Raw genomic sequence first — 22,880 nt, forward strand, 5'->3', positions numbered from 1 at the left:
AAGGGGGTGAACCCATTGAAAAAGAGAATCTACGACCTAGCCAAAGAACTCGAACTCTCTTCAAAGGATATAGTTGATTTCCTTAAAACCAAGGGACATGTGAAAGTCGCCAGCAGTACGATTGAGGATGAACTGATCAACCTTGTGACTGCCCGTTACAGGAAGGCTCCGCTTAAAGCCGTCAAGCCGGAAGTCCATAAAAAAGCTGAGCCAGCCAAAAAGGAAGACCACAAGAAACCGGAACCAGCGAAGAAACCGGAGGCAGTGAAAAAAGAATCTCCCAAAGAGGAATTGCCTAAAAAAACCGAACCGCTCAAGCCGGAAGTCCAGAAAAGACCTGAATTACCAAAGGCAGATCTTCATAAGAAGATAGAGCCGATAAAAAAAGTCGAGCCGCCCAAGGTGGAAGAGGCTAAAAAAATTGAACCGCAGAAGCTGGAACCGCATAAACCTGAACCCCCGAAAATAGAAGAAAAATCCGGGAAAACAGAAGCAGTCCCCGTCTTGAAAAAGGAAGAACCGGCTCCTGCTGCTGAAAAAACAGTCCAGGTCAAGCTGCCTTTTGAAATCTCATTCAACGACCTGTGCAAGAAGCTCAACTTTTCCAGAGCTGAACTGGTCAAGAAGCTGATGAGTTATGGGATCACCAATATTAATCTTCCCATTGATTATGAAACTTCATCTATCATTGCCGAGGAAGCCGGGTTCATTCCCGAACAGGACAAACCCGCTGAGGTTGCGGTAGAAGTGTTCGATCCCCGGGATCTTGAATTTCGATCTCCGATCGTCACCATCATGGGACATGTAGACCATGGGAAAACCACACTGCTGGATTATATCCGCAAGACTCATGTGGCAGAGCATGAGGCTGGAGGAATCACCCAGCACATCGGCGCTTACAAAGTGATCCTTGACAAACACAAGAAAAAGACGATCACTTTCATCGATACTCCAGGCCATGAGGCGTTTACTGCCATGCGCGCCCACGGTGCCAAAGTCACAGACATCGCTATTCTCGTCGTGGCCGCAGATGACGGAGTGAAACCCCAGACCATTGAAGCGCTGGACCATGCAAAGGCGGCAAAGCTTCCGATCATAGTAGCAGTCAATAAAATCGATAAACCTGATGCAAATCCTGACAAAGTAAAGCAGGAACTTTCAAATTACGGCATTATGCCTGAGGAATGGGGAGGGAAGACAATCTTTGTCAACATTTCTGCCAAGACCGGGCTGAATGTCAAGGAATTGCTCGAGATGATCGTTCTTCAGTCTGAAGTACTCGAACTGAAGGCTAATTATAAGATCCCTGCCAGGGGCTTTGTGATTGAGAGCAAGCTCGACCGGGGACTTGGCCCGATCGCCACGGTACTTGTACAACACGGTAAATTGAAGGTCGGACAGACGGTCTTGATCGGAAGTCATTATGGTAAAATCAGGACCATGCGCAACGAAAACATGGAAACCTTGAAAGAGGCAGATCCAGCCGATCCGGTGGAAATCTCGGGAATCTCGGGAGTTCCACAGGCCGGGGAAACCTTCAAGGTTGTCGAGACGGAAAAGCTGGCCAAGGATTTTCTCAAGCAGAAGGATGATATCTATAAGACCATGAGTCGAAGCACTACCCTGGAAGAGATCTTCCAGCAAATAAAGGATGGCGAGAATAAAACGCTGCGTCTGATCGTAAAGTCTGATGTGCATGGTTCAAGCGTGGCGATCGGTGATTCACTCGCCAAACTCGGCAACAGCGAGGTCAAGGTGGATGTGGTCCATCGTGGAGTCGGCGCGATCACTGAAACAGATGTGATGCTGGCCACCGCCTCCGCTGCAATCATTATCGGATTCAATGTCAGGCCGATGAGCAATGCCTTGAAACTTGCAGAGAAGAACAAGATCGAAATCCGCACCTACAAGGTAATCTATGACATCATCGAGGACATCAAGAAAGCATTGACCGGACTTCTCACTCCTGAGAAGAAAGAAAAAGTAACCGGCCATGCCGAAATCCGCGCAGTTTTCAAAATCAGCAAGATCGGAACGATCGGCGGCTGCTATCTGACAGATGGAAAGATTGTGAGGACTGCTCAAGTCAGGCTCCTGCGCGATGGAGCAATAATATACACCGGCAAGCTTTCCTCACTGAAGAGATTCAAAGATGACGCCCGCGAAGTGTTGCAGGGATTCGAGTGCGGGATCGGGATTGAGAACTACAATGACCTCAAAGTCGGCGATGTGATCGAATCCTTCATTATCGAGGAGATTGAAAAAACGCTGGAATCCGGTGACAATCTGGAATGATTTGATTGAGGCGCTATGGATAGAATCGAACGAGTCAATTCGCTGATCAGAGAAATCATAGCCGATATTCTGGCCAGAAAAACAAAGGATCCCAGAATCGGCATGGTGACGATCCATAATGTGGTGGTTTCACGTGATCTCCGCACAGCCAAGATTTTTTTCGGGGTGACGAACCTTGCGGAAAAAGAGCAGACTCAGCAGGCCCTGGACAGTGCCGCCCCGTTCATCAGGAAGGAATTGGGTAAAGAGATAAAGTTCAGATTTACCCCTGAACTCACTTTTATTTATGATGATTCCTACGAGAAGAGCGACCGCATTTTCCAGATATTGAGGAGCCTGAAGAAAAATGAGCCTGCCTGAGGAAAAATTCGATTACCTGATCTCTTCTCTCCAGAGTTGCCGTTCCTGCCTGGTCGTGACACATGAATTTCCGGACGGTGACGCAGTCGGATCCTTGTGTGCGATGGTCGGGATACTTTCCGGGCGTTATCCGGCCCTTAAAGTTCAAGCCTTTATCAAGACTCCCATTCCTGAAACATATGATTTTCTCGGGGCAGAAAGATTCATTAAGACAGACGTTGATTTCAAAAAATTTGATCAGATCATCATACTGGACTGCGGCAATCTTTCCCGTACCGGAATCGGAGAACAGATCAAGGGGCAATTCCTGGTCAATTTCGATCATCATGGCGACAACGATAATTTCGGCAGGCTGAACTATGTGTTTCCAGAAGCCAGTTCCACTTGCGAAATTCTGTGTTTTCTGGCTGGAAAGCTTTTAAAAGAACCTTTTCCCGCTGAAATAAGCCGTCCGCTCTTCACGGGAATTCTTACAGATACCGGCAGTTTCCGTTTTTCCTGTACTTCTCACCTTACTCATGAGGCTGTGTCCGGACTTTACCGCTCGCAGAACGCAGGATTGGACGCCATCATCAGAAAAATTTATTTCGAGGAGCCTTATCCCAGAATGAAGCTGCTTGGCGCTGTCCTCAACGGCATGGTTTTTGAATCAGGGATCTGCTATGCTGAAATCACCAGGGAAATCTGGGAGGAAACCGGCACTGATCCCAAAAATGTGGAAGGACTGATTAACTACATGTCCGGGATAAAAAATGTGGAACTTGCGATACTGTTCCAGGAATTACCAGGGATCGTAAAGGTCTCCCTCCGTTCCCACGGTACTGTCGATTGCCAGAAGCTGGCCCGGAAATATAATGGCGGCGGGCATGTCCAGGCGGCTGGAATAAAAATCGAAGGACAACTGTATGCGGTCAGAAACGAAATCTTAAAACATATAAAGGAACAATTAAAATGAGCAGTCTACGGGAACAGGAACTTAGCATTCTCCATTATTTCAGCGGCCTGCTGGGAAAAATCTTCGATTTTGAGGAACTTCTCGAGATGCTTGTCACTGCACTTACAAAACACTTCACCTGCCGCAGAATCTCCATCATACTTCTGGATGAGGAAGGCTCTCCTGTAGTCAAGATGGCCAAGGGATTTTCCAATGATGATGCTCTGGTTAAAAATCTCAAGCTCGACAGCATCGGCCCGATCAGCAAAGAAATCATCAGGAAGAAGAAGCCGATTCTATTCAAGACCAAGAAGGACTGGCTGGATGCCAAACTGAAGATCAACAGCAACTACAAGACATTCGCCTTCCTGTCAGTGCCGATTTTGAACAACAACGAAGTCAAGGGCATTATCAATATCGCTGAACCCGAAAAAAAACGGACTTTCAGCAACGAAGACATGCGGATGCTGGAAATCATCGCCACCCAGATCGGGTTTTCGCTGGAAACGATCTCACTGCACAAAGCCATTGTTCGGCAGGAAGTTTACAAGAAAGAGCTGGAGATAGGCAGAAAACTGCAGCTGTCGCTTCTGCCGGCCTCACATCCGAAAAATGACCGGCTTGACCTCTCACTCTGCTCTTTCCCGGCTATGCTGGTGGGTGGCGATTATTACGACTTTCTAAACCTCGACGACAACAGAGTCGCCATCGCCATCGGAGACATATCAGGCAAGGGTGTTTCAGCCTCGATCATCATGGCGTCGCTGCGCACACTTGTGCGGGCTCATCTGCCGCGCATGTGCAACAATCTTGCTAAGACTGTCCAGGATATCAACGAAGCACTGTATCAGGATCTCGGCTCCAGCCACTATTATTCCACTTTAATCCTCGGGATTTTTGATTTCAGCAAAATGACTTTTACCTTCATCAATGCCGGGCATAATTATCCGATTTTATACCGCGAAGCTACTGGTGAAACCATTGAACTTCAAGGCAGCTCCACCACTTTTCTGGGATCATTCCCTGAACTCAAACCTGAGGAGGAGATCTTAGATATCCATCCTGGAGATGTGCTGCTTTTTTTCACAGATGGGCTGATCGAAAATAAGAATGCCGAGAGAATCCCTTACGATGAAGAACAGATTAAAAATCTCCTGAAGAAACACTCCTCAGGCAACCGGGCTGTGCAGATCAAGGAGATGATCCACAACGATTTCAGGAAACACTTGAAAGGCAACCCGCTGAGCGACGATTATACAATCATCATTGCCAAGATTCTATGATCAATGATCTCAATGGCCTGATCATTCTCAATAAGCCGGCCGGTGTCGGATCGCTGGATACAATCCGCAGACTCAAAAAAAAATTCCCGGATCTATCCAAAACCGGTTTCCTTGGCACTCTTGACCCCATGGCTACCGGAGTGCTTCCCCTGTTTACCGGATTGTCCACCAAGCTGATCCCTTTTATCAGAAACAATCCGAAGGTTTATCGCCTGAAGATCAGATTTGGAATCGCCACTGATTCTTACGATTGCACCGGCAAGGTGACCAAAACCGCTCTTGTCGATCCGGACCTGCTCAACCAGCAGATCATCGGTGACCTGCTGAGCGGATTCCTCGGGGAAATCGACCAGGTCCCGCCTCCTCTTTCAGCCTGCAAGTCCAAAGGAAAACGCGCGTATGATCTTTTTTTCTCCGGGCAGCCGGTCACACTGCCGTCCCGCAAAAAAGAGATTTACGAGATAGATTTCAAGGGTTTTTTTCCTGGTGAAAACCCTGAAGCTGAACTCGTGGTTTCCTGTGAGAGCGGGACATACATGCGTTCACTGGCAGTGGATATCGGGAATAAAGTAAACCTTCCTGCACATCTTTCCTATCTCTGCCGCCTGTCCTGTGGAGATTTTCTGATCAGCGAAGCAGTCGGGCTGGAGACGCTGCTTGAACAGGGTCTTGAAAAATATCTGGAACCTCCCGACAGATTCCTGCCTTACCCCGAAGTGATCATCACTGAAAATTCCACTTACTTCCAGCTGGTAAAAAACGGGAATCAACTCAAGAATATCTGGAATGTTCCGGATGGATTGATCAAAATCAAGGACAACAGGCAGAATCTGCTGGCGATATATAAATCCAGGGGTAATTTTCTGGCCGCAGCCAAAGTTCTGCTATGAAAATCTTCCGCGGACTCGATTTTCAGATCAAAAACCCTTGCGTGATGGCCTTGGGAACCTTCGACGGGATTCATCTGGCACACCAGAAACTTCTGCGCTTTGCAAGGAGACTTGCTCGATCCCGGGGTCTGAAATTCGCCGTCTTCTCCTTCCAGAACCTTCCCAGGAATCTTTTTGTCGCAAAGCCTCTCCAGCTGATCATGACTGTTTCTGAAAAAGAGGAATGCTTCCGCAGGCTGAAAGTGGATTATCTGATTCATCTTGAATTTACCCGTGATTTTTCCAGGCTGACAGCCCGGGAATTCGTCGAATTCCTGCACGAACGCTGCCGGATCAATTATCTGTGCGCAGGTTTCAATTTCAAGTTTGGGCACTTGAATCGGGGTGATGTGGCTTTCCTGTCCAGAGCATGTGAGCTGCTGGGAATCGAAACCAGGGTGATCCCGCCTGTGGAACGGAATGGTGAAATCGTCTCTTCAAGCCTGATCAGGGACAAGATTGCAGAGGGTAAGATCGAGGAAGCCGTCTGTTTTCTGAATCATCCGTTACTGATATCGGGCAGAGTCATCTGCGGCAGGGGAGCAGGAAGAACTTTTGGCTTTCCGACAGCAAACCTAATTCCTGAAGAGGAGATCGTCCCAAAATACGGGGTATATTTCTGCTATGCGATTCTTCCTGGAAAAATGATTCTTCCCGGTGTGATCAACATTGGCTTAGTCCCGTCTTTCTTTACAGGCGGTCTTCCCAGATTTGAGCTGCATATTTTGGATTTCAACGGAAATCTTTACCGGAAAAAGATCACAGTCGCGCTCCTGCATTATCGAAGACCGGAATCCAAGCTGACCCAGGCAGAATTGAAAAAATGCATCGCCCTGGATATCAAGGCAGCCCGGAGTTACTTTGCCACAAGGGGGAAAGATGATAAAATCCTGCATAGTGTTTCTGGTCCTTAGCATGATCACTCTTGCTGATGCCGCCGGATTCAAGGTTGGACTGGTCACTGACATCAAAGGGCTTGGTGACCGCTCCTTCAACGATTCCTCCATGGAAGGGATCACCCGCGCCGAAAAAATATTTAATTTCAAGGCTTCAGTGCTTGTACCGCAGACAACAGGCGAAATCGGGGAAGATCTGCTCAGGCTGGCGATCGGAAAATGCGATCTGATTGTTGCCGCAGGGTATTCCATGCATGACGCGGTGCTCAAGGCAGCTGAACAGTATCCTGAGATACGGTTCGCAATCGTGGACTCTGTGGTGAATCTTCCCAATGTCTGCTCCATTGTTTTCAGGGAAGAGGAAGGCGCTTACCTGGCAGGCATGGCTGCGGCTTATGTCAGTAAAACAGGTAAGATAGGTTTTGTGGGGGGAATGGATGTACCTCTGATCGACAAGTTCAGACTGGGTTATTCTCAAGGGGCTTTTGCAGTCAATCCGGCGGTGAAGATTCTGTCGGGATATACCGGATCTTACGGAGAACCTGTCAAGGGCAAAGAGGAAGCCGTAAGGCTTTACAAAGGTGGAGCTGACGTAATTTTTTCCGCTGCAGGACTTTCCGGGCTCGGGGTGATCAGCGCTGCAGAGGAATCCAAATTTTATGCGATCGGAGTGGACCGCGATCAGGACGACCTGGCTCCGGGATCGGTTCTCACCAGCATGGTGAAACGCGTGGACGAGGCTGTGTACCAGGTTGTGAAAGAGACTTACGGAGGGAATTTCACGCCTGGTGTCAGACGATACGGACTGCGGGAAGGCGGGGTCGGACTGACTGATTTCAAGTTCACGAAAAATAACCTTCCTGCTGATCTTTTCATCAGGCTCGAGCAGGCTAAACGGGATATCATCAGCGGCAGGATCAAAGTGAATGCGGTGAAGAGATAACAATCATTGGTTCGGGGTACGAGGATTGAGGTACGAGGTTTGAAGATTCCCATATCCCGTACCTCGAACCGCGAACCTTGTACCTTAAAGTCCCAGGCTGAGTGCTAAATTTTCCTGATTATGCAGAAATTGCAGTCTGGATTGAAGTAATAGCAGCCTTTTTCCGGCGAAGAACAGATGAAGCGATTCCCGGCTTTGTCCAGCAGGATTTCCCTGAGCCTGGAGATTGCCATCCTCACCTGTCCATCGTCATGTTCCGGATCATATGGCCTTTTCCAGACTGCAGGGAACAGGATTTCAGGCCTGACCGCCTCCCCGGGGTTTCTGCAGAGTTCGTAAAGAAGGGGCACCAGCATCCTTTTTCCGAAAAAGTTGATTTCCGTCCCGTCCACTTCCAGAAGTCTGGCTTCGAAATCCGCGAACAGTTCGAATTTTTTCCTGTCTCCTGTATGTTGTTCACGATCAGCAGAACTGATTTCCGAAGTCCCGTTTCCTGAGAGCAGGAGAAACTCCTTACTGCCCCTGGTTTCAACGGTTTTCAGAAGCCATTCCGCATCCTTTTTGAAGCGTTCTCTGGCCGGTTCGGGCAGGAGGCTCAGGGATTCCAGATACTTCTGTGAACAGGATTCAAAAGCCTGGGAACCGGAACATCTGTGGAACAGCGAAGAGAGCAGGAAATATGAGCTGTTGAGTTCCGGCAGATGGAGCCTGCCGCTGAAATCTCTGACTCTGTCGAGAAGTGACTGGGTTTCATGCAGCCGGCCGGAGACCAGCTTCAATCTGGCAAAATCCAATTCAACAAAGCACAGTTCCAGCGGGAAATCGATTCTGCCGAATCCTGCGAGCGATTTTTCAAACTGGATTTCTGCTTCCGGATAGCGTCCTGAGATTGTATAAACTCTGCCAAGGATTCTGCATAACTGTGCTGTTTCATAAATCCAGTCGTATTTCATGGTCAGGTTGAGGGCTTTCTGGATCATTCTCCTCGCTTTGATTGCTTGCCCGATTCTAAGGTAAATTTCCGACTGCAGAATCAGGTCATAGACCAGACCGATATTGTTTCCGATCAGTTCGAAACACTTGATGGATTCTGTAAGGATGGTCTGAGCTGAAACGAGCTTCCAGTCGTCGAGCAGGCAGAGCAGTTTTGCCTTTTCGTACAGCACTCTTGCCAGTAATCCGGTCGCGCCATGTTTTCGGCAGTTGATTTCGGCTTTTTCCAGTGTTTCCAAGCCCTGGAAAATTCCCCCGGTTTTTCCGAGAAAATCCGCTTTGCAGCATAAAATAGCAGTCCACCTGATATCAGGTTCGAGCTCAGTCCGGGCATCCAGTTTTGCAAAGCAGGATTCTGCGGCTTTGATATCTCCGAGCCTGGCCAGGCACAATCCCGAGTCGGAAAGAAGTCGTATCTTGAGGTCATTGCTTATCTTTCTGCCTTCAAGCAGGCGATAGAATTTCAGGGCTTCCGAGTATTGTTCCCTGATGAAACAGACACGGCCTTTCAGAAAAATAGAGGTTTCATCGTCTCCCAGCCTGCCTGTCAGTTCCATCGCTTCCGGAATCCGCTCGTAGAAAATCAACAGTTCGACTTTGCAGCGCTGCAGTTCAGGCAGTCTGTAATTCTGGCAGACAGTTAGAGCTTGATCCAGAATCGTGAGATAGTCCGGGATTTCCTCACCCAGAAGGAAGAAAAGGTCTCCCAGGGCAATTGCGCAATCAACAGCTTCCTGGAAAAGCTCAGCCTCTCTGAAATGGAAAAAAGCTTCCTGCAGATTTCTAGCTTCATGTGCAGCGCATTTCGACAGGATGATTCCGATTTCAGCATGGAGCTTTTTTTTCCGCTCAATTTCGATGGTACCTGCTGAGAATTCCTTCAGAAGTTCGTGGAGATAGACATTCCCCCTGCGATCATGTTCGAAAAGCAGCATGTCCTCTAATTTCTTACCAGCCCAGGAGTCTTTATCGAGGAAAATATTGGGATCTACCGGTTTCCTGAGTAGAGACAGCTTTTCAAGCAACTTCCTGTCTGTTCCCGACAGTTTTTTCCAGATTATTCCTGACAGATAGATTGCCCATTCGCGGTCCAGGATAGATCCTTCTTCCATGAGATTCTGCAGTGTCTGGCCTGAGAGCAGCAGACTTATCAGCAGTTTCAGGGAATAGGGGTGACCGTGAAGCTTTTCGAAGATCGCTTTTTTATCCGGGTCAGCCAGATCTTCACGGCAGTGCGCACCAAGGATCCCTGCAATGAATCTGCCGGTTTCTTCTGCGGAAAGACCTGACAGCTTCAGTTCAAAGATGTCTGCGCAGAGTTCAGGCGGAATTCCCGGGCGTTCCCTGGAGATAAGAATCAGCCTGGCTTCGGAAAAGGCGGATAGACTTGCCCGGATAAGATCGGTCAGAGCGTCTGCAGGTGCATGCTGGGCATTATCGATGAACAGGATTATGGAATGATCCTCCAGAATTCTGCAAAGTGATTCTGCTGAGAGTTCGGGTTTGCGGATTTCAAGGGCGAGTTCAGAAGCGGTGCGGGTGATTTCGGATCTGAATCCTGAACCTGTGATTCCGGCCGGGCAGGTGAACCAGAGCAGATCCTTGTATTCTGCAGTGCGCGACAGGCGTAACGCCAGGGTCTGGGCAAGTGCAGTCTTGCCGATGCCGCCAAGCCCTTCGATTGCAAGAATCTTCTGCTCCGGCAGAGCGCGGAGCAAGATGGCGAGTTCCCGCTCGCGACCGCAGAAATTGACAGGCTGCGGGTGTTTCCTCTGCATGTTTAGAATTATATAGAGCTGACTGCAAAATGTCCAAAAGCAGTGTTTCTGGAAATATTATTGAGTTTTACCTGGTCAAAGAACATTTCGAATTGCAATTTCATTCAGCTGTGCCGCTTACATTGACCAGTTAAAGATCATTATTGATTTCAAAGATCAATAACTCCAAGAAATCACCCTATTCCAGCAGCCACTTGTAAATCGGCTTGACTGTGATTGCTTTTCCTTTCAACTTAATTTCTTCATCAGTATCTTCAGTCAAAATAAGCGCTGTTTTCAGCTTGAGTTCGTCCATGGCTTTTATCAGCGCCTTTAGCTCTCTCTGCCTTGTTTTTTCGTCGTCCAGATTATCTGTGACCTGAATCAGCGATAAACCGTTTTTACCGGACTTGAGCAGAAAATCGACTTCCAGGTTATTCGTGGTCTTGTAATAATAAATCTCCTGGGATTTGCGCCTGAGTTCAAGGAACACCAGATTCTCCAGAAACTTTCCTTTATTCTTTGAAAACTGAAACCCGACCGCATCCGCCAGACCATTGTCGATGCAGTATATTTTCTTATGGGAAACAAACTGCTGCTTGAGGGAATAGGAAAACCTGCTGGTAAGAAATATCAAGTAACTGTTTTCCAGAAAATCCGCGTAACTCTTGATTGTATTCATGCTACCCAATCCCAGAACATTTTTCAGATTGTTATAAGAGAATGTTCCTCCGAGATTGCTTAAAAAGTACAACCCGAGTTCTCTCAATGGTTTAACATGTTTGATGCCATATCTTGCCACTATGTCACGATACAGAATGTCCTCATAAACCCTCTTCAGAATGGTTGCATCCTGATATTTCAGATATTCGGGCATACCTCCATGCAGGAGATATTCAGCAAAATGCTTTTTAATCAATGCTCTATCTTGAGTCAGCGAGATGCCGTTAACGGGCAAATGAAAACCCTTGAATGAGAGATATTCTCTAAAAGAAAAGGGGAAGAGCTCGACGCTGACATTTCTGCCTGTCAGTTTTGTACCAAGCTCCCTGCTGAGAAGTGAAGCATTCGAGCCTGTAATAAAGAATTTGCATCCTTTGCCCTGCATCCGGCGCACGAAAGTTTCCCATCCGGGAACGTTCTGAATCTCATCAAGAAAGAAAACTTTTTTATCCCCGTACAATTCCAGAAACACCTCATACAGATGATTAAAGTCTTTAACATTGAAGTCCATCAAGCGTTCATCTTCAAAATTGAAATAATAAACACATTCCATGTAAAGATCTCTGCTGATCTGATTGAGCAGCGTGGATTTGCCGCAGCGGCGCACTCCTGAGATAACTACCGCATGAGGCAGAGAAGCGTGCCGTGAAATGATATTTAACATATCTCTGGGAATGCCGGCATCGATATTCTGATGTTCCTTTTCCTGTTCGAGAATGATTTCCTTTAATAATGGTTTGTTCATCCTTCACCTCTTGTTCTCACTGGTAATAAGAGAATACCATCAATAATTCTCAGTGTCAATGAGAATTATTGATTATCTTTCCTGAACACCAGTGTTTGGGTACCCGCGAGGGGCATCCCTGTGATGGTAATTCCATGAAATGACTCAATGCTGTGAATACTGTTGCAAAATGTTGCGGCGAATCTGTCTGCAATTTTATCAAACAGACCCATAATAAAAAATAAGGAAAGGCAAAACCGATCCGGAAATAAACTGTGGGGGGGTAAACATGTTCATTTACATCATCGAGGCTGTGATTTACTTCTACTTCAGCTACTGCATCTATATGATCGCAGAGCGGATGGGACACTCGGCGTCATGGCAGGCCTTTGTGCCTGTCTGGAACTTCTTTCTGATCTGCGACCTGGCTGGATACAACTGGGGCTGGGCTTGTGCCCTGATTCCTCTGCTGGGATGGGATCTTTTCTCATCATTGCTCCTCTCAGTTATCACTCTTGGTGATCCCGCTGCAACTCCATGGTACTGGCCGCTGGTCAGGATTTATCCGCTGCTCTGCCTTGGACTTCTGGCTGCCATGTTTTCGAGCATTTCAGAGTCATGCAGCAGACCTGCCTGGCTGGGTCTCCTGATGGTGGTACCTCTGGTGAATCTCGGAGCTGCCGGCTACCTCGCTTTTTCCTCCTGCAGGGAGTACGAAGTGATCAGGTCCGCAAAAGTAGGCAGAGTAATTCCTGATAAAACTATAGCCCCCAGGCCTCGTCCTAAGAACGGCGCAGTGACTCTCGCCCAGCGCAGTGCAGGAGCTCAGAGACTTGCAGAAGCTCAGAGGGAAGAATACCTTCAGAGAGTGCTTGAAGCCAGGAAAGTCAGGAATGGATGAAAAATTGAAACTTAAGGCCTGCCAGCAGGTAGAATTATTAAGAGGGTCTAAAGTGCAGAGGCGGAAACATGGGGTGGTTTGAGAATTTTGTGCTGAGCCTGGAAGGGGAATGGGCTGTATATAAGAATGAAACATTACAAGAAGCAGAGGTTCCTGGAAGTCTGGAGATGGTATTCTGTAATTCTGATAAAATCAGGAGAGTCTGCGACAGATTCGTGACCATGCTCCTGATGGCTAAAGGATATTACAGCATTGCCCCGCTTGACCATAAATCACCGGCCGATATCTTCGGGTTTTGCGAACATAAGGAATTTCAGCATCTGGTGCTGATCAAAGTCAAGAGCATCGGATCTGATTTGAAACAGTCTCATCTCACTGAAGGGGAGATCAAGGATCTGAAGGGATTCTGCGGCTTCACCTTTGATAAATTCAGGAAGGAAAAACCTGAATCAAGATCTGTCGCGGTCAGTTGCGGATATGCAGTGGTATCTTCCGAATACAATGTCTGTGAGTTGTATGACTCCGGATTGACCGGAATAGATCCAGGAATCACTGATCTTGAAAAAAAGATCCGCAGTGTCCACCTGCTTTAGAAATTCAGATACCCGGTATCTACTCGCTCCCACCCTTCTGCCTGATGAATCTGCGGATTTTCTTGATTCTTCGCTCCCAATTTAACGCATTCTGCATTACAGTAACACCAGCTGGCGGATTTCCATCTGCCGCAGGCAGCGGCACCTTGACATCCGGGCTTGAAATCAATATATTACTTATGAAAAAAAAGGGGGATAAATGGCTGCCAGTTCAATTACTAACAAAAAGATCATCCGGGCTTGTGTGGCAAAACCCGGCCTCGACGGACATGACCGGGGTGCCAAGGTGCTGGCCAGAGCTCTCAAGGACGCCGGCATGGAAGTAATTTACACCGGCATCCGGCAAACACCGGAACAGATCGTTGAAACCTGTATCCAGGAAGATGTGGACTGCCTTCTGCTTTCACTCCTGTCCGGAGCACACAACCACCTGTTCCCCAGGATCACCTCTTTGCTCAATCAGAAGGGCAGGAAAGACATCCTGGTCCTGGGAGGAGGAGTAATCCCTGATGAGGACGATAATTTTTTGATGCAGAACGGGATAGACCGGGTATTCCATACCGGCGTTACCACAGAAGAAATCATCAGTCACATCAAAGCGAAACTGGGACAGGAATGACCCTTGCCATCAAACAGCTTGAACTTGGCCGTCTGATTTCCCAGCTGGAAAACGGTGAAATCTCCTTTCATAACCTCAAAGAAAGATTCTCTCAACCGAAACAGCAAACTTTTGTGCTTGGTGTGACTGGCTCTCCGGGTGTCGGCAAAAGCACACTCCTGAATCTGATGATTTCCGAATACCGCAGGAATGGGGAAACAGTGGCAGTGATCGCGGTGGACCCGACCAGTGTCAGGACAGGCGGTGCACTGCTTGGCGACAGGATCAGGATGCAGTCCAACGCAGTGGACGAAGGTGTTTTTATTCGTTCCATGGCCACCAGGGGACATCTGGGTGGTCTCTCCGCCAGGACCAGGGAAACTGCAGAACTCCTGAAACTGGCAGGTTTTGACATTATTATAATCGAAACAGTCGGGGTAGGTCAGACTGAAGTGGAAGTGGTGGAAGTGGCGGATATGGTGGTCGCGGTGACAACACCAGCCCAGGGAGACGAGATTCAGGTGATGAAGGCAGGAATTTACGAGATCGCTGATATCATTGTGCTCAACAAGAGCGATTACAAGGGGGCGGAAGCTGTCTTTATGGACCTCTCAAGGCTGGCGACAACGATCAGCAGTCCGGGATGGCGGATCCCGGTGCTGAAGACCGTCGGTACGGAGAGGGAAGGAATTGCTGAATTGATGGATAAACTGATGGAATTTCAAAAAACTTTGAGAGGTAATCATGAAGGCCAGATCTGATGAGTGGAATGCGAAATATCAGGAGTCACTGAAAAAAAGACCGGAGCGGAAAAAATTTCACAACCATTCCGGTTTTGATGTGAATTGCCTGTATACTCCTCAGGACCTAGAAAACCTGGATTACGAGCGGGACCTCGGATTTCCTGGAGAATACCCGTTTACCCGCGGGGTTCAGCAGAACATGTACAGAGGGCGTTTCTGGACCATGAGGCAATACGCCGGATTCGGCACAGCCGCAGAGTCGAATGAGCGTTACCGCCTGCTTCTGTCCAAGGGACAGACCGGGCTTTCGGTAGCCTTCGACCTTCCCACCCAGCTTGGTTACGACTCCGATGATCCCCTGGCAGAGGGTGAAGTCGGGAAAGTGGGTGTAGCTGTAGATTCGCTGCGGGATATGGAGATACTGTTCGACGGGATTGACCTGGAAAAAGTTTCCACTTCCATGACGATCAATGCTTCGGCGTTCGTGATTTTCTCCATGTATCTCGCCCTCGCCAGAAAGCGTGGTATCCCGCTTTCCAAGCTTGAGGGAACCATTCAGAACGACATTCTCAAGGAATACATCGCCCGGGGTACCTATATTTATCCCCCGAGGGCGTCAATGCGTCTGATCACGGATATTTTTCAATACTGCGCGAAAAATGTGCCGAACTGGAATACGATATCCATCAGCGGCTATCATATCCGTGAAGCGGGATCGACCGCTGTCCAGGAAGTGGCTTTCACGCTGGCTGATGCCATCGAATACGTAAACTATTCAATCAAGGCAGGGCTGGATGTGGATAAATTCGCGCCCAGACTGTCTTTTTTCTTCAATTCGCACAACAATTTCTTCGAGGAGGTGGCCAAATTCAGGGCTGCCCGCCGGATGTGGGCGAAGATCATGCGGGAGAGGTTTAAAGCCAGAGACCCAAAATCCTGGACTCTCCGCTTCCATACCCAGACTGCCGGCTGCTCGCTGATCGCCAGGCAGAAGGACAACAACATTGTGCGGGTTGCGCTGCAGGCGCTGGCGGCGGTACTGGGAGGGACCCAGTCCCTGCATACCAATTCCAGGGATGAGGCTCTTTCACTGCCGACCGAGGAATCAGTGAAGATTGCCCTGCGTACTCAACAGGTCATCGCTTACGAAAGCGGAGTCTGCGATACTGTGGATCCGCTGGCCGGATCGTATTTTGTGGAGTCGCTTACCGATAGGATCGAGCTCGAAGCCGGAGCCTATATCGAAAAGATTGACAAGTTGGGAGGAATGCTCAGAGCGATTGAGGAAGGCTATGCCCAGCGGGAGATACAGGACAGCGCTTACCGCTATCAGAAGGCGGTCGAAAGCGGTGAAAATGCTATTGTTGGTCTAAATATATTCCAGGAAAAAGAAGAAAGAGAAGAGAATGCTAACAAGGATGAGGGAAGGGTGGAAGAAAATCAGCGTAAAATGCTTGCTGAGGTAAAGAGCGGACGCAACGAGGACCTTGTGAAAAAAATGCTCGACAGGATCAGAAAAACCGCAGCCGGCCAAGAAAACCTGATCCCGGTCGTGATCGAAGCTGTGGAGAATTATCTGACACTTGGTGAAATCTGCAACGCCCTGCGCAAAGAGTGGGGTGAATACCAGGAAAGGGTTGTATTATGAAAATTCACCATCTTGGAATTGCTGTAGCCGATCTTGCCGAATCTATAATGTTTTATCGGGATTCTCTCGGACTCGAGCTGATTGGGGAGGAGGAAGTTCCTGAACAGAAAGTGCATGTTGCCATGTTCCGCTGCGGTGAGAGCAGGATTGAACTGCTGGCGCCCATGTCTCCTGAGAGCCCTATCGCCGGCTTCCTGGAAAAGAAGGGCCCCGGACTGCATCACCTGGCCATAGCAATCGAAAATATCGAGTCTGAAATAATAAAAATGGCTGCCGCAGGTGTTAAAATGATCGACGAGAAACCCCGCTCAGGCGCAGGCGGGCACCGGATCGCTTTCGTGCATCCAAAGTCCACCCGTGGTGTCCTGCTGGAACTTGTGGAATGACGGCCCGCCAGAAATTTCTGGAGATCGATCTTCCCAATCGAGACCTCAAAATCAAGAAAATTGAGGACCAGGTGCTGGAGAAATATCCTGCCGGCTCTGCTCTGGCCACAAAAATTCTGTTTGATTACTTTGTTCAGGAACCTCTCAGGTGCGCTTCCCCGGAAGGCTGTTATCTGGTATTTACGCTCGGCCTGTTCGCTGATTTGAATTTTTCCGGTTTGAACTCCATTTTTGTGACATTCCCGGAACCCCATGCCGGTAACTTTGAAGAATCCACGCTCTGCGGCAAGTTCGCAGGAGCTTTCCGTTCCACAGGCTGGGCCGGGTTTTCTCTCTCTGGAAAATCCGATGTGCCGGTGATCGTGGTTTTTGAAAAAAATCAGGCTTACCTCGAGGAACTGCCTGAAAATTCCGGTGTCAGAGACTTATCTTCCTTTTTCAGAAAATATCGCGACGAAGGGCATGAAGTCCTGACTGTAGTCGAAACCGTGACCAATTCACCCGGCATCACGCTGCTTGCATCCGATTCCGGAGATGCCAGGATGCTTACCGGGGGACCTGGGCTTGCTGCTCTGCTGTATCTGAAAAACGTCCTGGCCCTTGTTGTCAGGCGCGATCCGTTGGAAGAGAGTTTCAGACCGCAGGATTCCGCAAGAATCAGCGACAAAACCAATCTGTGGCTGGTCAGGGAGTCCTTGAAAAACTGGAGTGATGAGCTGTACATCTCGAATCCGGCAGATCTGCTGGCTGAATTTGAAGCCCTTTTTTCTACGGCTGAGCCCATTGGGAGTGCCTGTCCAGGCTGCGAAGTGGAATGCCGCCAGAGGGTGCGTTTTCCAGATCTGGAGATTTCATGCATCCGACCGGGACCGATTGATCTGCTGAACCTGCTGGTGCTGAAAAAAAAAGTTCCAGACTGTATCCATCTCTGGAAATCATTAAATGATGCCGGGATTGATCTGGAACTGTTTGCCTCGATCTACAATTTTCTGGAGCAGGCCAGGCGTGAAGGGTACGAACTGTTTGAGCGGGATCATCTTACTGTAGATGAACTTTTCACCAATCTGCTTGAAAAAAAAGGTGAATTCAGAGCATTGTCTGAAGGCCTGTACCTTGGTGCGGAAAGATATCATGTGTTTGGTGCTGAGGCCGCAAACCTGGTCAGAAATTTCGAACTGCCGGTCAGCGTAGATGTAAGAGTTTCGACCATGCTGTCGCTGCTTGCACTGACTGGCGTATCAAGGCCCAGAATACCCCAGATTTTCTGGCATTATTATTTCAACCGCCAGCAGCCTGCCTGTTTCTGGGACGATTCAAAGGCATTGTATTCCGTCCGTTCGGCGATTGAATTCCAGGACTACCAGGGAGTTCTCGGGATACTGGGTTTCTGCCCGCAGGCCTGTATCCTGAACTGGACCAGGCAGGAACTGGACCAGATTTTCAAGGGATTAGGGAGCGGGATGAGTTTCAGCTCTCTGCTTCTTGCCTCCCGCAGAGCTTACATTCTGAAGCGGATTTTCAATTTAAAACGCGCTTCGTTCCCCTATGAGCGGATTTCATGGAGGATGCTGGTTAAACCGAAAATCTTCGATGACAGGAATTATTTCTCTGATTTTCAGCGCACTATTTTTCTTTATTATTCAGAGCGGGGAATGAACGAGTTCGGATTCCCCGGAAGCGAAATCATCAAGGAACTGGGATTGGAGGCTGAAGCATGGATCTGATAGTAAAAAGAGGCAGGATCGTCACCCAGGATGGTCTGATTTACACGGATATCGGCATCAGGGACGGCAAGATCATTGCAATCGGAAATGATCTCGGCCAGGCCAGGACCACGATTGATGCCGGAGAAGCCTTGATTTTTCCCGGCTTGATTGATCCGCATGTGCATTTTCATCTTCCAGTCGGAGATACCTTTTCGAGCGACGATTTTCTCACTGGTTCAAGGGCGGCTTTGTTCGGGGGAGTGACTACCTTCCTGGATTTTACGAACCAGAAGCCAGGCACGCCTCTTTACTCCACCTGGGAGAATCGTATTTCAGAGATCAGCGGCAACACTTACGCTGATTTCGGATTACACGCAGTAGTCAACAGCTGGAGCAACTCTTATCAGGAGGAAATTGAAAAGCTGCTTACGAATGGAGTGAACAGTTTTAAATTTTTCATGTGCGGGAAGGGAAGCGGCGAACGGCATGACGACGGGCTGCTGCATCGATTGATGCAGGGGCTGCATGACAAAGGAATTCTGATCCTGCATGCGGAAAGCGGAGCACTGCTCGATCAGTTTACCGAAGATCAGGTAGACTCCGGACATCTGGACGCTTCAGCCCACCTGGAAGCGCGTCCGGTGATCGTGGAGGAGGAAGCTGTAGACCGTGCGATCTTTTTCGCCCGGAAAACAGGAACCCTGACCATGATCCTGCATCTTTCCTCGGGTGATGCCGCACTGCAGGTGAAAAAGGCACGTGCCGAGGGAGTGCCTGTGATGGCAGAGACCTGTCCCCAGTATCTCCTGCTTGACGACTCCATTTACAAAGGATTGAACGCCTACCTTTTTGCCACCTGCCCCCCTGTCAGGAAAAGACGCGACCAGGAAATTCTCTGGGAACAGCTAGCCCTTGGAAATCTGCAGGTTGTTTCCTCGGATCACTGCCCGTTCTGGAGACGCGACAAGGATAAGTGGGGAAAAGATTTCCGCAAGCTGTATTTCGGGTTGCCCGGTGTAGAAACAATTCTTCCCATATTGTATACTTTTGGTGTGGATAAAGGGCTCCTGAGTCTGCAGGATCTGGTACGCCTGACTTCGTCCAATGCAGCCAGGATTTACGGGTTGTCCAGGAACAAGGGCTGGATTCAAGTGGGATTCGACGCTGACCTTGTGCTGTTCGATCCGGAGGAATCATGGCAGCTGAGGCAGACAGGCCTTCACATGGCGTGCGATTTCAATCCTTATGAAGGTCTGCGGATGAAGGGCAGGGTAAAAAAGGTCATACGTGCAGGCCGTCTGGTCGTCTCAGACGAGAGCTTTCTTGAGCTGTCACAGGACGGCAGATTCCAGTTCAGAGGCAAGCCGGAGTTCATTTGATGAAGACCATTGTTTTCTTTACCAGGAAATATTTCTATGCCAGGGAAATCACCGATTTCCTTAATTTCTATAATTTCCAGGTGCTTACCTACTGGCAGGAGGCTGAGTTGTTCAAAGCTCTGGAGGAGCAGGAGCCCTGGCTTTTAATAGTTGATTATGTGATCGGCGAGGAGAACTGGGTCAGATTTTTCGAAAAACTCTGGCAGCACAAGCAGAAAAGACAACTGAAAATAATGGCTTTCTGGGAAAGGGGCGATAAAAAGCTCGAACCGCGGCTGATTGATTTTTACATGGAAAAACCTGTGGTGTTGTCTGAATTAAAGAACAGCCTTGACAGGATCCAGTTTTCTAGTGAAGTAAATCACAAGGCTGACCTTGAAATTGAAAAGAGCAGTTCACAGGATGAGAATCCCGGAGTGATCCATGAACATCCCTTTGAAACCGGAATGGACAGAATTCCTACACCTGATCGTATGATGATGGCCAGAAAAACTGAGAATCACGCCGCTCCTCTCAGGATCGATCTTCTCCCAAAACAGCAGGCCAAGGCTGTTTCCGCAGAACAACCTGAAAAAAGGCTGAGAGTGAAAAAGATCGAGGAAGACCTTGATTCCCTGCGGGCTGAAGTTGAAGAAATCGCCCGCGCCCTGTCCGGAATTGAAACCAGGATCTGCAACCTGCAGGCTGAAAATCACTATTTAAAAGGGTATGTATATTATCTCAAAGGAAATAAAAAATCCGCCGGAAGGGAATGCGAGCTGGCTTTAGAGATCGAACCGGACCTGGAAAAAGCCAGGCAACTGATGGGGCACATACAAGGGAGATAAACGATGTAGAGACGCGATTTATCGCGTCCTGCCGAAGGCAATGGCATGAAGTGTGTAAAATGAAAATCAATGCAGGATTCTATCAGTTTCAGCCTGTATTCGGCGATAACCGGAAAAACCTGGACTGCGTTCTTGAAAAACTGGCCGATGTCCACAATACGCTGATCGTACTGCCTGAACTGTGCTTTTCAGGTTACAATTTCCTGACTCCTCAAGAGATCCTTCCGCATGCTGTCGAAATTCCGGATTCCCCCATCATTTTGGAGCTTTCAGATCTCTGCCGCCGCAATTCACTTTATCTCGTGGCAGGAGTGGCGGAACTCCAGACAGGAAAACTTTTTAACAGCGCATTTTATCTCGGCCCGGAAGGTTTTATCGGAAAATTCCAGAAGACCCATCTGTTTTATCGTGAAAAGGATGTATTTCAGCCGGGCAGCACCGGTTTTCAGGTTTTCAGGCGCGATTTTTCCCTGGGCATGATGATCTGCTTTGACTGGTTTTTTCCTGAATCCGCGAGGACTCTTGCCATGCGCGGAGCCCAGATCATTGCCCATTCCGCCAACCTGGTCCTCCCATACTGCCCTGAAGCCATGCTTTACAGAAGCCTGGAGAACAGGGTGTTCTCAATTACCTGCAACCGCATCGGCAGGGAAACGAACGCGGCGGAAGATTATTACTTCATCGGAAAGAGTCAGGTGGTATCGCCACGGGCGGAACGTCTGATTTGTGCCGGAACAGATGAAGAATCCCTGCAGTTCGTGGAGATCGACCTGTCCCTCGCTGACTCGAAAAAAATCAACAGATACAATGATCTTTTCTCAGACCGCAGGCCTGAAATGTATGCTGGCTCTTGAAAAACGACCTGGGGATTGGGCTGTCAGGGGAGAAGGTATGGATTCAGTATCTCCAGAACTTCAGGGTACTTCCGGCCGATTTCAGCCGTATTGAGGGGGCGCTTGATCCTCCTGAAATGCCTGAACAGTTTTCCCGCTTCCTCGGGATTGACCCCCAGAAAAACCATCTCGTCCTCAACCAGTGACTCTACCTTGAGCTTGATTTTAAAGTCCAGATCGCTGACTGTGATGAATCTGCGGAATCTGGAAAAATTAACTCTGTTCAGCCGCGAAATATTCATCAGATCGTCCAGGCTTTGGATGTTTCCATTGCTCGTGCGGTAATCGATGATCGCCATGGCTGAGCTCATGTCCAGCCCGGGCGCTCTGAGGAGAGTTTCAAGTTGCGCGGTGTTGATGTTGATTTTTAAGATCCCGCCATGCACTTCGCGAGAGGAGGAAGTGGCGGCAGTCACGAAGGTGGAAAACGGCAGGGTATTCATGCTGCCTGAGGAAGATGTGGTTACTATGGCATGGTCGTTCGCTAAAGGTGAGGAAACTTCTACATTGGAGCTTGAAGGAACAATCTGGGTTTCTCTGGAATTTGAGATTGCCGGCAGAGACTCTGATTCGATGATAGTGACCGGGGATTCCTCAGTGATTTTAGGAGCTGTACCTCCAGCGGTAAGAATGCCGGGGGCAAGAAAACAGAGGAGCAAAACAATCAGATTCACGTTCGTTCAAAAGCTCCTTTTCAGCGGGCTTTCAACCAGACGATGCGGCTGCCGCATTCAGCTTTCTCAAATTCAAGTTGTTCGAAATCCTGGAAAAGTTTATAAATCTCCTGGTCTGAGGTATATCTCCAGAGCAAGCCTTTGAAATCACCTTTGATATAGCACCTGGTACCGTCAGGCAGTACTTCAAACCGATCGCTGCAGATGTCGTCGCTGGGTCCGTCAAATGAGACCAGCAGCACACCTTTTCCGGGCGACAGGTTTTTCTTGAAGTTGTTCACGATCCTGGCTGTTTCATGCAGAGGCATGTGATCGAGGATAAACCAGCAGATGATGGCATCAAAGGGCTCGGAATCCGGGTCGAAATTCTGGGCAGAGCTGACCTCGGTATCCACTTTTACTCCTTCAAGGGTGGCGAGATCGTTCAGGACTTTGATCGCATTCTTGGAAAAATCGATGGCTTTCATGCTGAATCCGTTTTTGGCGAGCATGATGCTGAAACGGCCGCCGCCGGAGCCAAGTTCCAACACTCTCTTGCAGCCATAAGAGGAAAGCTTTTTCATGGCCTGGGAACAATATTCAGGAATCAATTTTTTAATTGTTTCAGGTCCGATATGCTCGAAATGTTTGTCCCAGAATTCCTGATGTCCTACATTCAGCTTACTTTCATTTGCCATTCCTTCCTCCAGATATTG

General features: G+C 48.6%; 21 protein-coding genes. 17 read left to right on the plus strand and 4 right to left on the minus strand.

The features are described 5' to 3' along the window. The first annotated feature begins 15 nt into the window (after window positions 1-15). Genes infB through PHW04_08895 form a run of 7 tightly spaced genes read left to right on the plus strand, consistent with a single transcriptional unit; the run spans window position 16 to window position 7,640 of the window. A complete protein-coding gene (infB, locus tag PHW04_08865; GenBank protein ID MDD2715990.1) occupies window positions 16-2,295 on the plus strand; it encodes a translation initiation factor IF-2 in 2,280 nt (759 codons plus the stop codon). Window positions 2,296-2,310: 15 nt separating this feature from the next. After that, entirely contained in the window at window positions 2,311-2,655 is a 345-nt protein-coding gene (gene rbfA / locus PHW04_08870) for a 30S ribosome-binding factor RbfA (GenBank protein ID MDD2715991.1), read from the plus strand. Next, entirely contained in the window at window positions 2,642-3,610 is a 969-nt protein-coding gene (locus tag PHW04_08875; GenBank protein ID MDD2715992.1) for a bifunctional oligoribonuclease/PAP phosphatase NrnA, read from the plus strand. Before rbfA ends, PHW04_08875 begins: the two co-directional genes overlap by 14 nt. Next, window positions 3,607-4,872, plus strand: coding sequence for a SpoIIE family protein phosphatase (locus tag PHW04_08880; GenBank protein MDD2715993.1), 1,266 nt, complete (start codon window positions 3,607-3,609; stop codon window positions 4,870-4,872). The genes PHW04_08875 and PHW04_08880 overlap by 4 nt, the downstream gene beginning before the upstream one ends. Beyond that, window positions 4,869-5,762, plus strand: coding sequence for a tRNA pseudouridine(55) synthase TruB (truB, locus tag PHW04_08885; protein MDD2715994.1), 894 nt, complete (start codon window positions 4,869-4,871; stop codon window positions 5,760-5,762). The genes PHW04_08880 and truB overlap by 4 nt, the downstream gene beginning before the upstream one ends. After that, window positions 5,759-6,715 carry a riboflavin biosynthesis protein RibF gene (gene ribF, locus PHW04_08890; protein MDD2715995.1) on the plus strand — a complete coding sequence of 319 codons (957 nt, stop codon included), beginning with the start codon at window positions 5,759-5,761 and terminating at the stop codon, window positions 6,713-6,715. Before truB ends, ribF begins: the two co-directional genes overlap by 4 nt. Further along, window positions 6,681-7,640 (plus strand): BMP family ABC transporter substrate-binding protein, encoded by a 960-nt coding sequence (locus tag PHW04_08895; GenBank protein ID MDD2715996.1) that lies wholly within the window; start codon window positions 6,681-6,683, stop codon window positions 7,638-7,640. The genes ribF and PHW04_08895 overlap by 35 nt, the downstream gene beginning before the upstream one ends. A 104-nt stretch (window positions 7,641-7,744) precedes the next feature. On the opposite strand, the gene PHW04_08900 is transcribed toward PHW04_08895, so the two are convergent. Then, window positions 7,745-10,411 (minus strand): AAA family ATPase, encoded by a 2,667-nt coding sequence (locus PHW04_08900; protein ID MDD2715997.1) that lies wholly within the window; start codon window positions 10,409-10,411, stop codon window positions 7,745-7,747. Window positions 10,412-10,589: 178 nt separating this feature from the next. Further along, window positions 10,590-11,858 (minus strand): ATP-binding protein, encoded by a 1,269-nt coding sequence (locus PHW04_08905; GenBank protein ID MDD2715998.1) that lies wholly within the window; start codon window positions 11,856-11,858, stop codon window positions 10,590-10,592. 268 nt (window positions 11,859-12,126) lie between these two features. Between PHW04_08905 and PHW04_08910 the strand changes: the two genes are divergently transcribed. The 10 genes from PHW04_08910 to PHW04_08955 all read left to right on the plus strand — a co-directional run bounded on the left by PHW04_08910 (window position 12,127) and on the right by PHW04_08955 (window position 21,472). After that, window positions 12,127-12,738 (plus strand): hypothetical protein, encoded by a 612-nt coding sequence (locus tag PHW04_08910; protein MDD2715999.1) that lies wholly within the window; start codon window positions 12,127-12,129, stop codon window positions 12,736-12,738. A gap of 68 nt (window positions 12,739-12,806) precedes the next feature. After that, entirely contained in the window at window positions 12,807-13,331 is a 525-nt protein-coding gene (locus PHW04_08915) for a hypothetical protein (GenBank protein MDD2716000.1), read from the plus strand. Window positions 13,332-13,530: 199 nt separating this feature from the next. Continuing rightward, window positions 13,531-13,950 carry a cobalamin B12-binding domain-containing protein gene (locus PHW04_08920; protein MDD2716001.1) on the plus strand — a complete coding sequence of 140 codons (420 nt, stop codon included), beginning with the start codon at window positions 13,531-13,533 and terminating at the stop codon, window positions 13,948-13,950. Next, entirely contained in the window at window positions 13,947-14,690 is a 744-nt protein-coding gene (gene meaB, locus PHW04_08925; GenBank protein MDD2716002.1) for a methylmalonyl Co-A mutase-associated GTPase MeaB, read from the plus strand. The genes PHW04_08920 and meaB overlap by 4 nt, the downstream gene beginning before the upstream one ends. Continuing rightward, a complete protein-coding gene (locus PHW04_08930) occupies window positions 14,674-16,320 on the plus strand; it encodes a methylmalonyl-CoA mutase family protein (GenBank protein ID MDD2716003.1) in 1,647 nt (548 codons plus the stop codon). The genes meaB and PHW04_08930 overlap by 17 nt, the downstream gene beginning before the upstream one ends. Next, the gene (gene mce / locus PHW04_08935) at window positions 16,317-16,706 is read left to right on the plus strand and encodes a methylmalonyl-CoA epimerase (protein ID MDD2716004.1); all 390 of its coding nucleotides are present in this window, start codon (window positions 16,317-16,319) and stop codon (window positions 16,704-16,706) included. Before PHW04_08930 ends, mce begins: the two co-directional genes overlap by 4 nt. Beyond that, the gene (locus PHW04_08940; GenBank protein MDD2716005.1) at window positions 16,703-18,430 is read left to right on the plus strand and encodes an aldehyde ferredoxin oxidoreductase N-terminal domain-containing protein; all 1,728 of its coding nucleotides are present in this window, start codon (window positions 16,703-16,705) and stop codon (window positions 18,428-18,430) included. The genes mce and PHW04_08940 overlap by 4 nt, the downstream gene beginning before the upstream one ends. Beyond that, window positions 18,421-19,791 carry a dihydropyrimidinase gene (hydA, locus tag PHW04_08945; protein ID MDD2716006.1) on the plus strand — a complete coding sequence of 457 codons (1,371 nt, stop codon included), beginning with the start codon at window positions 18,421-18,423 and terminating at the stop codon, window positions 19,789-19,791. The genes PHW04_08940 and hydA overlap by 10 nt, the downstream gene beginning before the upstream one ends. Beyond that, entirely contained in the window at window positions 19,791-20,618 is an 828-nt protein-coding gene (locus PHW04_08950) for a hypothetical protein (GenBank protein ID MDD2716007.1), read from the plus strand. The genes hydA and PHW04_08950 overlap by 1 nt, the downstream gene beginning before the upstream one ends. Window positions 20,619-20,677: 59 nt before the next feature. Beyond that, window positions 20,678-21,472, plus strand: coding sequence for an acyltransferase (locus PHW04_08955; GenBank protein MDD2716008.1), 795 nt, complete (start codon window positions 20,678-20,680; stop codon window positions 21,470-21,472). 23 nt (window positions 21,473-21,495) lie between these two features. Here the strand turns inward: PHW04_08955 and PHW04_08960 are convergent, their stop codons facing one another. Both PHW04_08960 and PHW04_08965 read right to left on the minus strand, forming a co-directional pair. Continuing rightward, entirely contained in the window at window positions 21,496-22,185 is a 690-nt protein-coding gene (locus PHW04_08960; GenBank protein ID MDD2716009.1) for a helix-hairpin-helix domain-containing protein, read from the minus strand. A 20-nt stretch (window positions 22,186-22,205) separates the two neighbouring features. Further along, window positions 22,206-22,862: a class I SAM-dependent methyltransferase gene (locus PHW04_08965; protein ID MDD2716010.1), complete on the minus strand. Its 657-nt coding sequence runs from the start codon at window positions 22,860-22,862 to the stop codon at window positions 22,206-22,208. Between the last annotated feature and the right edge of the window lie 18 nt (window positions 22,863-22,880).

Source organism: Candidatus Wallbacteria bacterium, assembly GCA_028687545.1.
Classification (GTDB): domain Bacteria; phylum Muiribacteriota; class JAQTZZ01; order JAQTZZ01; family JAQTZZ01; genus JAQTZZ01.